A 15,515-nucleotide genomic window follows, 5' to 3' on the forward strand; every position below is an offset into this window, starting at 1 on the left:
ATAATTAATGACGATCTCTGCTGTTTACGAAGAGCAGAATGTAATAAAGTAGGGTTGCGACCGAGCTGATTGCAGCAACAACATAAGTTCGCGCAGCCCACTTAAGTGCATCTGCGGCTTTATCATGTTCGGCACGAGTTGTAATGTTATTTCTTTCCAACCAAATTAATGCACGGTTACTAGCATCATATTCAACCGGAAGTGTAATAATGGTGAAAAGTGTGGTGATGGCAAATAAGGCTATTCCTACCAATAGGATTGTGGGGTTTGCTGAGCCAAATAGAAAGCCAAGTCCAGCTAGTATGATCCATTGAGATAATTGAGAACTGACATTGACTATGGGAACAATTGCACTACGAAAAGTCAGCATAGAATAAGCAGTTGCATGTTGCAGCGCATGGCCACACTCATGCGCTGCAACTGCTGCTGCTGATATACTTCGTCCTTCATATACCTCCGGACTCAAATTAACCGTTTTATCCTGTGGATTATAATGGTCGCTTAAATGACCGGGTGTTGAAATCACACGTACATCATAAATGCCGTTATCTGTAAGCATTTTTTGTGCAATTTCTTTACCGCTCATACCATTCTGAAGTCCAATCTGACTGTATTCGTTAAATTTACTTTTGAGCCGATTGCTCACAATCAGTCCAACAACAAACATTATACCTGCAATCAGGTAGTAACCCATTAAATCCATCTTTTATTTTTTGTAATTATACCAATAACAATCAAAGATAGGATTGGTTCGATATTATGTTACAATATTTCTTCTAATTTGTTAAACATTTTAATCCAGCTTTGATAAGCACCAGTTTGTTTAGCTTCGGCTTCAGAAACCGTCTGATGTATGGTAAGCTTGGTTTGTTCTCCAATCTCAGCAAATGTAACTGTCGTCAGCACCTCTTCCGGCCAGTCTTCCGGTTTACCTGCATCTATTGATCTCACATCATCTCCATTTTCATTAGAAATAATCATGCTGAATACTAGTTTTTCCGGAGCTGTTACTTCTTTGTATAATCCCTTTATCCAGCAATCTCCATGTACGGGATCGTGAACACAAGAATGAAAGGAACCACCTTGTGTCGCATTTAAAGATTTAAATTCAATAGTACAGCCATCAGGAGCATACCAATGTTTTAATTTTTCGGGATCTGTCCAGGCCTCAAATACAAGAGATCTTGGCGCATTGAAAAGATGTGTAATCAACAACTCTTTTCCTTGCTGATTTTTACTTTGTTCCATCGTTTTGATTTTTAGTTTGTAAGTCGATTAAGAAATTATCTAGTTTTTCAAATCTGTGATTCCATAGTTTTTTGGATTGCTCAACCCAGTTGGTGACTTCATTTAACTGATCCAGACGTGCCTCACAAAATTTTTCACGTCCTTGCTGAGTGATCGAAACCAAACCACATTCTGTTAATATTCTAATGTGTTTTGATACTGCGGGCTGGCTAATCTGGAAGTTTTCTATAATCTTATTGAAGGTTAATGTTTGTCCGGCAAGTAATCCGAGTATTTCTCGGCGGGTTGGGTCAGCTATTGCCTGGAATACATCTCTGCGTGCTTTCATATTTATTTATATAACCGTTTGGTTATGTAAATTTATATATAACCAAACGGTTATGCAAATTATTTATGAAAAAAAATAGGTAACCCGCTTAAATTCTTTGTGATACAGATAAAACCCTATATTTGTAAAAAATTAAAGTCATGTTACATATTCAACATATCCAGAAAAAGCAAAATAGCCGGACTTATTGGCTGATGAGGCAGGGTATGGATTTTATTTTTCTTCCCGGCCACTAGTGCCCATGCTTATTTAAGCTTTCAATACCAATATTTATTCAATTATTTAAGAATCAATGTTAAGGCTAAGTCCCTGACAAAAAATATATCCTTATGGACATTTTATATACTGTAGACGAAAAATATCTGCAGGGAATAGAGGAGCTGCATTACGGTGAATTACCAAAGGCACTTCACATATTTAATGAAATCATTAATATAGATCCTGGCTATGCCAGGGCTTACTATCAGTTAGGTTGTTTTTATTATTATCAGTTTAAAAACTATCAGACAGCAGGTTTTTATTTCAAAAAATGTATAGAACTTGAAGCTGAATTTCCAGATGTATATACTGATTATTTAAAGTTGCTGGTTACGCTGAAAATGTATAAATCAGTTGAACTTATTGCTGAAAAGGCATTGCTTGTACCTGGAGTTGGTAAAGCTGAGATTTACGGACAGTTGGGTTTGAATGCTGAAATGCAACACGACTTTGTGCTTGCAAAGGAAAAGTATAAACTGGCTTTACTGGCAACAGATAGTGATACTGATCATGTTTTGTTTAAAGACCATTTGAAACGTGTCGATGATAAACTACACGCTAAAAAAAGTATGGTCTACGCCTATCAAAGCTAATTGACTAAGTCAATTAGCTTTGCATTAAAATGATATTATTGTCTAGCCTTTTTCTGATAAGCCCAATAGAATACAATTGGGTACACAAATAAGCAGAAAATGGTATTGGTAATTAAGCCTCCAATCACTACGATGGCCAATGGCTTTGAGGCTTCTGATCCTATACCAGTTGATAAAGCTGCTGGCATTAAACCAATAGCAGCCATCATCGCGGTCATAATTACTGGTCTGAGTCTGGTAGCTACGCCATCTCTGATGGCATCGGCAAAGCTCCAGCCGGGATGATGTTTCAATTCAGCCATATTTGTTTTGAACCGGGTGATCAGAATTACACCATTCTGAACGCAAATTCCAAAAAGTGCTATAAATCCTATTCCCGCAGAGATATTGAAATTTACCTTGGTAATGAGCAGGGCGAGTATACCACCAATTAATGCAAAAGGGACGTTGTTTAATACCAGTAAAGAATCTTTAATATTCCCGAACAGGACAAACAGGATAAAAAAGATAAGCATTAAGCTAATAGGGACTGCTGTTGATAACCTGGAAGTCGCCCTTTGCTGGTTCTCAAAATCTCCAGCCCACTCTAATTTATATGCTTTTGGCAATTTGATTTCAGCGGCAACTTTTTCCTGAGCTTCGGCAATGGTACTACCCATATCACGTCCACGGATGGAGAATTTTATAGCTCCATATCTTTGGTGTTTATCTCTATAGATAATACTTGGGCCAGTGATCTTCCTGATATTTGAAATTTCACTCAATGGTACTTTCGCTCCAGAAAGGGTAGGAATACGCAATGCGCCTATTGCAGCTTCATCATTCCTGAAATCCTCTGGGTAACGAATCCGGAGGTCGAATTTTCGTTCTCCTTCGTAAATCTGGGTGGCAGCTTTTCCACCAATCGCCATTTCAATAACAGCATTTGCATCTTCTGTTGTTACTCCATATAAGGCCATTTTGCGCTGATCCAGATTAATTCTTAGTTCTGGTTGCCCCATGTTTCTTAAAATTCCAAGATCCTCAATCCCGGGAACAGTTTTCAGGATCCTTTCTATTTTTTCTTCTTGCTCTTCTATAAAATTGAAGTCATTGCCAAACATTTTTACAACAATGGAGCCTTTGACACCTGATACGGCTTCTTCAACGTTATCAGATATGGGTTGGGAGAAATTCAGGCTAATGCCAGGATAACCCTTTAGTTTTTCTTGCATGCGTTGTACAAGTTGTTCCTTGCTTTCTTTGCGTTTCCATTCTTTCCTGGGATAAATATCTACCAGAAATTCCATGTTGTAAAAGCCAGTAGCATCGGTACCATCATTTGGTCGTCCGGTTTGTGACATCACCTGCTTCACCTCGTCAAAACTTAAAAATACTTTCCGCATTTCATTACTCATTTTTTTTGTTTCATTCAGGGAAACACTAAGTGGAGCGCTGGCACGTACATAGATAGAACCTTCATCAAGGGTGGGTAAAAATTCAGTGCCTAGAAAATTGAATGAAAATATTCCCAAAGCTAATGCAACCATTGCTCCTGTAAAAACAGTTTTTCGAGCTTTAAAAGCGGCATTAAACGTACCCATCACACCTTTTGTAAGGTATACTAAAAAGATGTTGTGCTTTTCTTTTACGTTTTTCTTTAACAATATACTAGCCAATGCCGGTACCAGTGTAAATGTTAGCAATAAGGCCCCTAATAAAGCAAAACTTAGCGTCCATGCCAATGGTGAAAACATTTTACCTTCTACCTTTTCGAAAGTGAAGATGGGCATCAGGCCGGTAATGATAATTAGTTTGGCAAAAAAGATTCCTTTTCCATTTTCCAGGCATGCCTTTTTAATCATGCCTAGTTTACTCATCCGGTTAAATTTATCCATCCCATTTTTGCGTGCATGGTAATCGAGGGCTACAAAAATCCCTTCCACCATTACTACTGCGCCATCTATAATGATTCCGAAATCTATAGCACCCATGGATAGTAAATTGGCCGACATGCCTTTCATTTTTAAGCAGATAAAGGCAAATAGCAGCGATAATGGGATGATTAAGGAGACGATGAGTGTAGTACGCCAGTCGGCCATGAATAGGAATACAATCAAGGTGACAAAAATGATTCCTTCCAGCATGTTACCCATCACGGTATGTGTGGCGAAATTAACCAGGTCTTCACGGTCATAAAAAGGACTGATTTTTACATCACCTGGTAAAATGTTATCATTTATGTCTTTTATTTTCTCTTTCAGGGCAGCAATTACTTCACTTGGATTTTGTCCTTTACGCATTACCACAATCCCTTCTACTACATCAGGATCGAGATCGCGTCCGACTTGTCCCAATCGTGGTAAGGCAGATTCTGTAACTTCAGCAATGGTTTTTACGTAAACAGGTGTGCCGTTAAAGTTGTCTACAACTATATTTTTAATCTCATCAATATTGTTTAAGATGCCAATTCCTCTGACTACATAAGCTTGTCCGCTTTGTTCAATAACATCTCCACCTACATTGACATTGCTTTTAGATACCGCTTCAAATAATTCTGTAGCAGTTACTCCGTATTGTAAAGATTTTTGAGGATGAACAGTAATCTGATAAGTTTTTACTTCTCCCCCGAAACTAACTACATCTGCTATTCCCGGGACGGAAAGCAGCTCTCGTTGAACAACCCAATCCTGAATGGTTTTTAAGTCCCTTACTGATTCCTTATCGCTTTTTAAAGTATAACGGAAGATTTCACCCGTAGGTCCGTACGGAGGTTGCACCTCTGGCTTAGCGCCAGATGGGAGGTCGGCATCATCAAGGTGATTGTTTACCTGTACACGTGCAAACTGGTAATCGACATCATCTTCAAAGGTGATTTTTACGACTGACAAGCCAAAAAGAGAAGAGGAGCGGATGCTGGTTCTTTTCTCTGTTGGGTTCATTGCAATCTCAAGAGGTCGTGAGACAAATTTTTCTACTTCTTCGGCACTGCGCCCCGGCCATTGTGTAATGATGGTAATATTGGTATTGGTGACATCCGGAAATGCCTCGATAGTAGTTTTTTTGAAACTTAAATAGCCCGCCAGTACTAAAATGAAAGTAGCAAAGAAAATGAAGTACTTATTCTTCAGGGCAAAGTTTATGATCGACTTAATGAATTTATTCATTACAGTTTAAATTTAAAGGATGATGAAGATTATGGTTTTATGCTGTCGAAAAGAAACAACTGTTTAGATGCAACTACACGATCACCTGCATTTAAACCTTTACTGATGTAGACTTTACTTTCAAACTTACGGCTGATTTCTATTTCCTGAATCCTTATTTTCTTTACCTCGTCCAATACCAGTACATAATATCTATTGTTGTCGAAAATGAGACAGTTAGCATTGACAGATGGAAGGCTACTATTGCTTTTTGTTGCAATCAGCACCGAAGCCATCATACCTGGTTTGATTAAATAGCCTGGATTATTGATCACTACACGCGCATTCATCACTTTACTGTCGCTGTTCAGCATATTGTTGATTTTGCTGATTTTTCCTTTGAAAGATTTATCCGGATAGGAGAGAATAGCTATATCTACCTCATCTCCTTCTTTTACTTTAGAGATATCACTTTCATAAATATTAATCAAGACCCATACATCAGAAAGGTCAGCTACAGTAAACAGGCTTTCATTGTTGTCTGGTCTCACTTGTGTATTAGCAGTCACATTTTTTTCAATGATAAAGCCTGAAATTGGTGAGGTTAAATTGTAAAAACCATTTTTGTTACCTCCATTCAGGTTTAAAATAGACTTGCTCCTTTTATCTTCGGCTTGTTTTACCAGCAGGTCATTTTTTGCTTGTTCCAGTTCCAATGCAGATGTGAGGCCACTATGGTATAGGTCTTCTGTTAATTTCAGATGGCGCTGTGCATTTTTTAGTTCTGCTGATGAACTAACGACCTCTTTGTCAAATCCAGCCATTTCTGCGCTGCTCATTGTGGCAAGCAATTGGCCTTTGTTCACACGATCGCCCAGTTTTACCGGAACATTTTGTAAATGCCCACTTACCATAGGATAGATTCTGGCCATCTTCTCTTCATTTGCAGTGATTTTTGCAGAGAAATTAATGTCAATCTGGTTGTTTGCACCTCTTACAGTATCTATTTTTAGTCGGGAGATAAGGGAGTCTGTCAGTTCAAACTTTTCCTCTTTTAGTGTCTCTTTAGCCTGTTCGCCACAGCTGGTTAAAAGTAAAGCGATAGATAAGGCGGTTATCGTACCGATGTTTTTTAGCATATTTTGCATGTGTGCCTCTATTTAAAAATGTTTGATCCGGTTACAAAATTGATTTCTTCTTTTGCGTGCATGCGCTCATATTTAAGATTGTTCATCTGAATTGTGCTGGTCTTATAGGAATCATAGAAATCCATAAATTCAATAAGACTGATATTTCTGTTTTTAAAGTTTCGGATCACCTCAGCAATTAGCTTATCAAAATCTGTATTGAAGTTTTTGTCGAGGCCCTGGTATAGGTTTTCCGTTCTTAATGCTGAGGTATAGCTGTTATAAACTTCATTTTCTAATATAGCTTCTTGTTGTTGCACCTGAATTTCTCCGACCTGTATTGCGATTCTTGCTTTTTTAATTTCTCCCTGGTTTCTATTGAAAAAAGGGATAGGAAGCTTAATTCCAATGCCTGTATAGTTGTCCGGATAGCTTCCCTTAAGGTCATAACTAAGCGAAAGTTCAATGTCGGGGATGGCATTAGCTTTCTGTAACTTGAGATTTTGTGTTGCGTAGGAAACTTCTGTTTTTGCTAATTTTAGGTCTGCACGGTTATTACGTGCTGAATCTAGTAAGTTGTTATACACGTGCTTATTTAACAGGTATTTTTGTTCTTCCTCTGTTGATACCATTAAATCCAGATCCGCATTTGCCGGGAGGTTAGTCATTAATTTAATTTCAGTTTTTGAATCTTCTATATCATTCATGATGTTACTATATTCACCTTGTAAAGTGTATAGCAGTGATTTAATTCTGATGATATCTTTCAGAGCGATGTTTCCAAGTTTTAATTGCTGCTCGTTAGCAGTTAACAGCAACTTTAAAGAATTGAGTTGTTCTTCGTAAACTTTGGCCGATTGCTGGTTATAATAAGTTTTGTAAAAGGTAGACCTGAGGTTAAAGCGCAAGGTGCGCATCAGGTCAAAATATTGGTATTCAGTAAGCTTAACTCCTGTAGTGGCCAATTGTATGTTCTTATTACGTTTGCGGGCAAGTTTGATCATTTGTGATATGGATGCCTGGTATTGTCCATAAGCCCGGCTTGTACCAAGAAATCTCTTGGTTTCAGGATTGTATAGCAGATTTTCATAACTGATTTCCGGATTTTCAAATAGACGGGCAGTTATGACATCTGCATAGGCTTGATCTGTTTGGTATTGCTGGGCAATTAACTGATAATTGTTTTGTACAAAACGTTTTTCTGCATCGGAAAGACTGAGCTGAATCCTGGTATCTGTTTGAGCTGAAGTTGTCGATGCTATTAATAGCAAAGTCAATAAGCTCAATAATGAACTGATTTTTAGCGATAAATGAACCATTTGTGTAGTGTTTGGTCAAACCTATTACTATGGAATTAAAGAAGAATTAAAGGGAAATTAAAATGGGATTAAAATTTTGGAAAAGTGACAGTTATGGTACTGCCATGACCTTTTTTTGAATGGATAGTAATGCTTCCTTTGTAAAGTGTAATGATTTTGTGTGCCATATAGAGCCCCATTCCATTACCTCTGTGCCTGCTTTCAGAAGCAGCGCTATAAAAGGGTTTAAATATTTCCTTTATTGCTGTCTCAGGTATTCCTGTCCCCTGATCCACTATAGAAATACAAATCTCTGTTTGTTTGATATTTAGTGAGCATTGTACTGAGTGATTATCAGAAAACTTAAATGCATTAGAGATGATATTATTGAATGCAATATGTAAAAGCGTTGGATTTGCCTGAATAATAAGCTCAGCTTCATCCATCGGTAAATTATTCATGGTGATGATGAGTTCAAGAGATTCTTTCTCTTTCCAGTCTTTTTGCAATGTCCATAACAATTCATCTATCCGAACAGGATTAAGTTGAGAACTGGCAAATTCGAGATCTGCTTGTGCAAGATTGACTAATCCGGTAATGATACTTTCCATTTTTTCGGCATCTTCCAGAACGGAGTTTAATGCTTGTTTATAATCTTGTTTTTCCCTTTCCTGGGAGAGGGCAAGCTCAGCAGCAATTGTCATTCTGGTTATTGGTGTTCTCAATTCATGAGATGCATTGGCCACAAAGGTTCTTTGTAATGCAAAAGCTTGTTCCAGGTGTTCCATCAGGTTGTTGAAATTTTGCGCAAGCAAGTTGATCTCATCTTTGTTCTTTCCCTCTTGTACTCTAAAGTGCAGGTTGCTGGATTTGATCTGTTTAACTTCTTTGATAAAGAGATTTAGAGGGTTTAGTATTGTTTTTGCAATCCAACGCCCAGACAAGAGCAGGCCTATAAAAACGATTACGAAAGTAGCCAGCATGATTTTACGTAATTTATCCAGTCGGTAGTGCGTGCTCTGGTCAACGGCCGAGGCTATGATTACGAAATCTCCCTGGTTGTCTTTATAATAGATCCCTACGACTTGTCTTTCTCCGTCCTTGAACCTTAGTTTTTTTGCATTTCGTACTTTATTAATGGTGCTGTTGCTCCAGTATTGCTGGTCATCACCAATAAATGCAGCACTATTTTTGGAGTCGTAAATCCTGATTACTTCACTGTTGAGCTTTTCAAGGTATAAGCTCCTGATCTTATTTAGTGAATCTGAGGAGATTTCATCAGCCTCCAGATATAACTTTGCTGTAACCATGGTGCGATCTGTAAGTCTTGCAAAGAAGTCTGCCTCCATGAATTTAAGAAAGGTGAAATAAATAGCAGACAATATAACCAGCATAATTAAGGTGGTGCTTAAAGTGAAGTATAATGCTAGTCTGTCTTTTATTTTCATACCTGTTATTTAAGGATGTAGCCCATGTTTATTTTAGTATGGATAAGCTTTTTATCAAAGCCTTTTTCAATTTTATTGCGTAGAAAGTTGATGTAAACATCGATTACATTGGTGCCAGTGTCAAAATTAATGTCCCATGCGTTTTCAGCAATATATTGTCTGGATAGCAGTCGGTTAGGGTTACGTAAAAATAGTTCTAACAAAGTAAACTCTTTGGCAGTAAGTGTAATGGGGGTACCTGCACGTTGTACTTCTTTGCTATAGATGTTTAAAGTAATATCATCATAGCTAAGTATCTGTTCATCTATTTTGGTCGCCAGAGGCTGATGCCTTCTTAATAATGCTTCAATCCTTGCCAATAATTCTTTAAAATGGAAAGGTTTTACCAGGTAATCATCGGCACCAGAGTTGAGTCCGGTTACCTTATCGTCAATAGCTCCTAAAGCACTTAGCATAAGAATGGAGATTGACTTGTTTGCTGTTCTTAGTTGGCGGCAGACCGCTATGCCATTAAGTCCTGGCATCATGATGTCCAGAATGACCAGGTCAAAATGGTTCGCATTGAAAATTTCCAATGCTTGTTGTCCATCTGGAATGCTGGTTATTTCATAACCATATTCTTCCAGGCCGGTTTTTATAAGTGCCGCTATTTTTTGGTCGTCTTCAGCTAATCCAATTTTAAACATGTTCGCAAAATATAAAAGGATTTTAACTTAAGAGCAGGAATTGCAAGTTCTTTTACTTTAGTTGCTATAGTAATTGCCTGAAAAAGTTACAAACTACTTCAAACAAAAAGTGCTGCCCTATGGACAGCACTTTTTTGTTTGAAGTACTAACAGTTAACCTTTTTTGCTTGTTTTATTTGCTTTATAGCGCATATCCGGAGTGCCGTCTTTTTTAACATGAGCTGTTGTTTTAACTACAGCTTTTGTTTTATTTTCTTTTAAACGCATGTCAGGTGTACCGTCTTTTTTCAAAGTAGCAGATTTGACTTTAGTAGAAGCCATTGTTGCAGTAGTCGCTTTGGCCTCTTTTTTTGCTGGAACAGTAACTTTTTTTACTTCTTTTTTAGCAACTGCTTTTGTTTGTGCATTTTTCACAGCAGCAGGTGTTTGAGCAAAAGCTGTTGTAAATCCTAATGCCATAATTGCGATTAATCCTAATAACTTTTTCATGATGTTCTGTTTTTTTAATGCTATTCGTTAATTACTAATGTAAAGTTGAAACATTAGGATGAAGAAAACATGAAGAAGCTATTTTGATATAAATAATTGAAAATTAATGCAATTGCGAAGTAATCTCCTTACCTTCGCGCAAATTTTATGAAGAAGATCACTGATTACAGAAAACTATTGGGTGTACAAAAGGATGCCGAATTGAAAGAATTGAAATCCATTTACAGGAATTTAATGAAAGACTGGCACCCGGATAAGTTTCAGGACAGCGAAGAGGCTAAATTAGAAGCCGAAATTAAAAGTAAAGAGATTATCGAAGCTTACCATTTCCTGGTAAGTATAGCACCTGAAACACTGGCTCTTTCTATCGATGAATACACACAGACTACGACTAATTGTGGGATCGCTGATTACAACTGGGCTGGATTGGTACTTACTGTACAGTTCTTGGATGGTAGTGCTTATGAATATTTTGGCGTACCAAAGGCAGTTTATGTGAAATTGGTTAACGCTGATTCTCCTGGTAGATTTGCACGTCGTCACATTTTTGGTGAATTTCCTTATAGAAACATCGCAAAATTACAAACGGCTTAAGCTATTGTAAAAAAACACATACCAGTGCTTAAAGGTGAATAAAGTTTGTAAATTTATGTAATAACAAACAGTTACATCATAAATTAAAGCTACAAACCATTGAAAATATCATTTAAAAATCTTAAAAAAGGGTTGCTGGCATTATCTTGCTGCAGCCTTTTTTTGTTATATTCTTGTGGATCCAGTAAGAAAGCTGTAAATACTGTATCTGATGTTAAGAACGTTGGGAATCCTCCTCCAGAAATAAATAGAGAATTTCGTGCCGCTTGGGTAGCCTCGGTAGCTAATATCAATTGGCCATCAAAATCGGGATTAAGTACTGCAGATCAACAAAAGGAAGCTATTGTTTTACTGGATTTTTTAAAGAAAAATAATTTTAATGCGGTAATATTCCAGGTAAGACCCCAGGCTGATGCTTTTTATAACAGTAGTCTTGAGCCCTGGTCAGTTTTCTTGACAGGAAAGCAGGGGCAGGCCCCGAATCCATATTATGATCCACTACAGTTTTGGATTGAAGCTGCTCATGACCGCGGACTGGAGCTCCATGTGTGGCTTAATCCTTATCGAGCTCATCATACGACTGGAAAGGTAATCAGTGATCAATCTATCGTTAAAAAAAGACCAGACCTTGTTGTAAAACTTAAAGATGGTCAGTATTGGATGGATCCATCAAATAAAGGTACTCAGGATCATGTTTCAGGAGTGATAAAGGATATTGTTAAACGTTATGATATTGATGGTGTACATTTTGATGATTATTTCTATCCCTATGAATCATATAATGGCGGAGCAGATTTTCCAGATAGTATTAGTTGGAATGCTTATCTGAAGGTAGGGGGAAAGTTAAGTCGTGGTGACTGGCGTAGACAAGGTGTAAATCAATTTATAGAAAGAGTCTATAAAGAAATCAAAGCTGAGAAAAAATATGTGAAATTCGGACTTAGTCCATTTGGAATATGGAAACCAGGTTACCCAGCATCAATCAAAGGCTTTGATCAGTACAATAAGTTATATGCTGATGCAAAACTCTGGCTGAATAAGGGTTGGATTGATTACTTTATGCCTCAATTATATTGGACTGTAAATAATTCTGCCCAAAGTTTTCCGGTATTGCTGGGGTGGTGGGCTGGAGAGAATACGATGAACAGACACTTATGGCCCGGTATGAATGTGGCACTTGGTGGGGATGAAAAGAATGTCGATGAAATTGTAAATCAAATCATGATAACACGTGGAATGCTACCCAATAGTCCTGGAGCGGCACATTGGAGTATTGGAGGTTTGACGAAGCATGAAAAATTAATTAAAGGTATTGCAGATGGACCTTACAAAAAACAAGCACTGGTTCCTTCTTCTTCCTGGTTGGATGATAAAGCTCCGGCTGCACCTGCAGTTAAAACAGAGTTAACACAGGGACAATGGAAGATTACCTGGAATCATACAGATACTAAAGATGTGTTCAGATGGATTGTTTATTATCAATATGGTGACACCTGGACTTCGGTTATTTTGAATCGTAATGATCGTTTTCTGGTTAAGGCGGCATTGGAAGGGAATGCTAAACTGAATAAAGTCGCTGTTACTGCAGTTGATCGTTCTGGCAATGAAAGTGTAAAAATAACCATTCTCCTCTAGGACTGGAATCTTTGCCTGAAAAAGGCAAAGTTCCTATGTCCTTTCAGAGAAGGTAATTTTTATGATAAAAGATAAAGGGGTTGAACCATTGGTTCAACCCCTTTATCTTGATTGCTACTTTGATAATTTATTTTGTAGCTAATTATACTTTGCTAAGCTTGCTTAATCAACAGAGAGGTCTTTAGTAGTACTGCTGCCTGTATTACTTGAGTTTGTTTTACCTGAGTTGATATTGCTGATGTTCCCGGAATCTTCATCAGCACCTTTTAAATATGTTGGAAGATTTAGTCCGGCCATATTAAACAGGTCGTTTAATGGTGGGACGGTTTTCATCATACCAGAAACGAAATTGGCAGTTGAAGAATTACCGTTCTCATTATTTCCGTTTCCTGAGTCCCAGACAGTAATCTTATCGATTTTTATGTTTTTAACAGCTTCTACCTGTGTTTTTACCAATTCAGGTAATTTTTCAATTAATAGTAATTGGAATGCTTTAGTTGGATCTCCACCTGCTGCGGCAACAACCTCTCTATAACCTTCGGCTTGTTTAGTAAGGATTTCAAATAAACCCTTTGCTTCAGCTTCCATTTTAGCGAAGATAGCATCAGCTTCACCTTTTGCATTTTCTCTTATGGTTTCTGCATCCGCCTGTGCCTGGATGATGGCTCTTTGTTTCGCAATTTCTGCAGGAATTACAATGTTTGCAATTTGAGTTGCTCTTTCGCGTTCAGAACGGGCAGCCTCTGCTTTTTGCTCCGCAAGATAAGATGCTTCTAAAGCTTGCGCCTGTTGAACTTTTTCAGCCGAAACAGCAATTTTCAATGATTCCGCTTCTTTTTCACGACGTAAAGCATCAGAGTTGGCAATGTTTATCTTTGCTTCGTTCTCTCCCTGAACTGCGAATGCATTTGCAGCTGAGGTTTTTATACGCGTATCTCTTTCTGCTTCAGCCTTACCAATAGCCTCATCTTTAACTGCAGAAGCAATACTTACTTCTCTGTCTTTTTGTGTAATGGCAATTTTAACATCGCGCTCACGCTGAGTTTCAGCAATCTGTACATCTTTTTCACGGTCGGCAATGGCTTTACCCGTTTCACCAATCTTGGTTTGTTCTGCTACGCTGATTAAAGCTTCATTGATCGCTTTTGCAGCTGCTTCTTTTCCTAAAGCCTCAATATAACCAGATTCATCTTTAATATCTGTTACGTTTACGTTGATTAGTTTTAAACCAATTTTTTTAAGTTCCGTATCTACGTTTTTAGAGATGTTATCAAGAAATTTGTCCCTGTCTGAATTGATCTCCTCAATAGTCATGGTCGCAATAACCAGACGAAGCTGACCAAAAAGGATGTCTTTAGCTAATTCCTGAATATCTGTAGCCGCTAAACCTAATAGACGCTCAGCAGCATTATTCATGCTGTCGCTTTCTGTTGAAATGGCGATAGTAAATCGACAAGGAACATCAACTCTAATGTTTTGACGACTCAGTGCATTTACAAGATTGGCTTCAATAGATATAGGTTTAAGATCAAGGTAGGCGAAATCTTGTATTACAGGCCAGATAAAAGCACCACCACCATGTACACATTTTGCAGATGTACCACCTGTTTTACCATAGATAACAAGGATTTTATCTGAAGGACATCTTTTATATCGGGAAATAAGAGCCGATAGAGTCACAAAAATAACGATAACGACCACAAGAATGATCGTGAGAGGGGATTGTAAAAGGTTTTCCATTAAATTTTTTCTACGAGTACTAGGTTTTGGTTTTCTATTTTAATAATACGGATGTTGGCTCCGCTTTCTATTGTGTCTTGATCTGTTATGGCGTCAAGTTCTTTAAATGAACCTTTTACGCTGACCTGAACTTTTCCTCTACCGCTTCTTTGTCCAGGGATACGTAAGTAAACAGAGCCAGATTTGTTTAAGGCATGTTCAGTTTTAAATGTATTGTCTTCCGCTAGTTTTTGAATTTGTTTGATGATCGCAAAAAATAACAGAATAAATCCAATCCCTACTGCAATTGAAAGTAGGATGAGTAAGGGCTTATTGCCAATGAGTTGATAAAATGAAATACCCGTCCAGCTTAATCCTAACAAAAAATTAATCAGGTTCCTAAAAGAGAATAGTTGAAAGGGGGCATCTGCATGGTCAAGATTGCCATCAAAATCAGCATCTATACCATCAGCACTATCAAGCCCGAGAAAGGTCATTACTGTCTGGACAGCAAAGATCAGACTTACGGGAAGAGCAATAAACCAAAAAGCCCGAAGTAGTGGTTCGAGAGTGTTAAAGTAATCCATACCTGTAAAAATAGCATTTTTTTCGAGAAGGAATTAATAATTGATATTGAATTTAATTTTGCAATGTAATACGATATATAGGTTAGTTACCCTTTTAATATTGTAGGTTTGATAAAAACGTATTATGGAAGATTTAAGACATAACATAAACCCAAACGACTTAACAGAGATGCATAAGTTGACTGATCCTGAGCCGGCACTTAAAGTTGGAGAAACTGTAGAGTATGACGAAGAATATAGTGTTGCAATTCCTTCTTTAGAGAGGTTTAAAAAGTATCTGGATCGATTTTATGAGTATAAACTGATTAAAGGTAAAGAGCAGCCCTTAGATTTTCCTCTTTATAAGATTACAGGAATAAAATCAGCTTGATCTGATTTTG

At 37.6% G+C, this 15,515-nt stretch carries 15 protein-coding genes; 4 read left to right on the forward strand and 11 right to left on the reverse strand.

Annotated elements, in window-relative coordinates; all coding sequences use genetic code 11:
• Window positions 1-4: 4 nt before the first annotated feature.
• The 3 genes from ABDJ41_RS11305 to ABDJ41_RS11315 are packed head-to-tail and all read right to left on the reverse strand — an operon-like array spanning window position 5 to window position 1,576.
• Window positions 5-703, reverse strand: a complete 699-nt coding sequence (locus ABDJ41_RS11305) for a zinc metallopeptidase (RefSeq protein ID WP_349786113.1) — start codon at window positions 701-703, stop codon at window positions 5-7.
• 59 nt (window positions 704-762) lie between these two features.
• The gene (locus ABDJ41_RS11310) at window positions 763-1,248 is read right to left on the reverse strand and encodes an SRPBCC family protein (RefSeq protein ID WP_349786114.1); all 486 of its coding nucleotides are present in this window, start codon (window positions 1,246-1,248) and stop codon (window positions 763-765) included.
• On the reverse strand, window positions 1,235-1,576 hold the full coding sequence (locus tag ABDJ41_RS11315; protein ID WP_349786115.1) for an ArsR/SmtB family transcription factor: 342 nt from the start codon (window positions 1,574-1,576) through the stop codon (window positions 1,235-1,237). Before ABDJ41_RS11315 ends, ABDJ41_RS11310 begins: the two co-directional genes overlap by 14 nt.
• Before the next feature lie 329 nt (window positions 1,577-1,905).
• Here ABDJ41_RS11315 and ABDJ41_RS11320 point away from each other — a divergent pair, with 329 nt between their 5' ends.
• Window positions 1,906-2,427, forward strand: coding sequence for a hypothetical protein (locus ABDJ41_RS11320; protein ID WP_349786116.1), 522 nt, complete (start codon window positions 1,906-1,908; stop codon window positions 2,425-2,427).
• A 35-nt stretch (window positions 2,428-2,462) separates the two neighbouring features.
• Here ABDJ41_RS11320 and ABDJ41_RS11325 read toward each other — a convergent pair whose 3' ends face one another.
• From ABDJ41_RS11325 to ABDJ41_RS11350, 6 genes are all read right to left on the reverse strand, one after another.
• Window positions 2,463-5,573, reverse strand: coding sequence for an efflux RND transporter permease subunit (locus ABDJ41_RS11325; RefSeq protein ID WP_349786117.1), 3,111 nt, complete (start codon window positions 5,571-5,573; stop codon window positions 2,463-2,465).
• A 29-nt stretch (window positions 5,574-5,602) separates the two neighbouring features.
• Window positions 5,603-6,691, reverse strand: a complete 1,089-nt coding sequence (locus ABDJ41_RS11330) for an efflux RND transporter periplasmic adaptor subunit (protein ID WP_349786118.1) — start codon at window positions 6,689-6,691, stop codon at window positions 5,603-5,605.
• A gap of 17 nt (window positions 6,692-6,708) precedes the next feature.
• Window positions 6,709-7,998, reverse strand: a complete 1,290-nt coding sequence (locus ABDJ41_RS11335) for a TolC family protein (protein ID WP_349786119.1) — start codon at window positions 7,996-7,998, stop codon at window positions 6,709-6,711.
• A 68-nt stretch (window positions 7,999-8,066) separates the two neighbouring features.
• Window positions 8,067-9,425 (reverse strand): HAMP domain-containing sensor histidine kinase, encoded by a 1,359-nt coding sequence (locus ABDJ41_RS11340; RefSeq protein WP_349786120.1) that lies wholly within the window; start codon window positions 9,423-9,425, stop codon window positions 8,067-8,069.
• A 5-nt stretch (window positions 9,426-9,430) separates the two neighbouring features.
• A complete protein-coding gene (locus ABDJ41_RS11345; RefSeq protein ID WP_349786121.1) occupies window positions 9,431-10,111 on the reverse strand; it encodes a response regulator transcription factor in 681 nt (226 codons plus the stop codon).
• A 153-nt stretch (window positions 10,112-10,264) separates the two neighbouring features.
• Window positions 10,265-10,600 carry a hypothetical protein gene (locus ABDJ41_RS11350; RefSeq protein ID WP_349786123.1) on the reverse strand — a complete coding sequence of 112 codons (336 nt, stop codon included), beginning with the start codon at window positions 10,598-10,600 and terminating at the stop codon, window positions 10,265-10,267.
• 147 nt (window positions 10,601-10,747) lie between these two features.
• Here ABDJ41_RS11350 and ABDJ41_RS11355 point away from each other — a divergent pair, with 147 nt between their 5' ends.
• Entirely contained in the window at window positions 10,748-11,194 is a 447-nt protein-coding gene (locus ABDJ41_RS11355) for a KTSC domain-containing protein (protein ID WP_349786124.1), read from the forward strand.
• Between the two features lie 99 nt (window positions 11,195-11,293).
• Window positions 11,294-12,829 (forward strand): glycoside hydrolase family 10-like protein, encoded by a 1,536-nt coding sequence (locus ABDJ41_RS11360; RefSeq protein ID WP_349786125.1) that lies wholly within the window; start codon window positions 11,294-11,296, stop codon window positions 12,827-12,829.
• A 162-nt stretch (window positions 12,830-12,991) separates the two neighbouring features.
• Here ABDJ41_RS11360 and ABDJ41_RS11365 read toward each other — a convergent pair whose 3' ends face one another.
• A complete protein-coding gene (locus ABDJ41_RS11365; RefSeq protein ID WP_349786126.1) occupies window positions 12,992-14,569 on the reverse strand; it encodes a flotillin family protein in 1,578 nt (525 codons plus the stop codon).
• Entirely contained in the window at window positions 14,569-15,135 is a 567-nt protein-coding gene (locus ABDJ41_RS11370; protein ID WP_349786127.1) for a hypothetical protein, read from the reverse strand. Before ABDJ41_RS11370 ends, ABDJ41_RS11365 begins: the two co-directional genes overlap by 1 nt.
• Window positions 15,136-15,259: 124 nt before the next feature.
• Between ABDJ41_RS11370 and ABDJ41_RS11375 the strand changes: the two genes are divergently transcribed.
• Window positions 15,260-15,505 carry a hypothetical protein gene (locus ABDJ41_RS11375; RefSeq protein ID WP_349786128.1) on the forward strand — a complete coding sequence of 82 codons (246 nt, stop codon included), beginning with the start codon at window positions 15,260-15,262 and terminating at the stop codon, window positions 15,503-15,505.
• The last annotated feature ends 10 nt before the right edge of the window (window positions 15,506-15,515 follow it).

Source organism: Pedobacter sp. ASV1-7, from assembly GCF_040203335.1.
Lineage (GTDB): Bacteria > Bacteroidota > Bacteroidia > Sphingobacteriales > Sphingobacteriaceae > Pedobacter.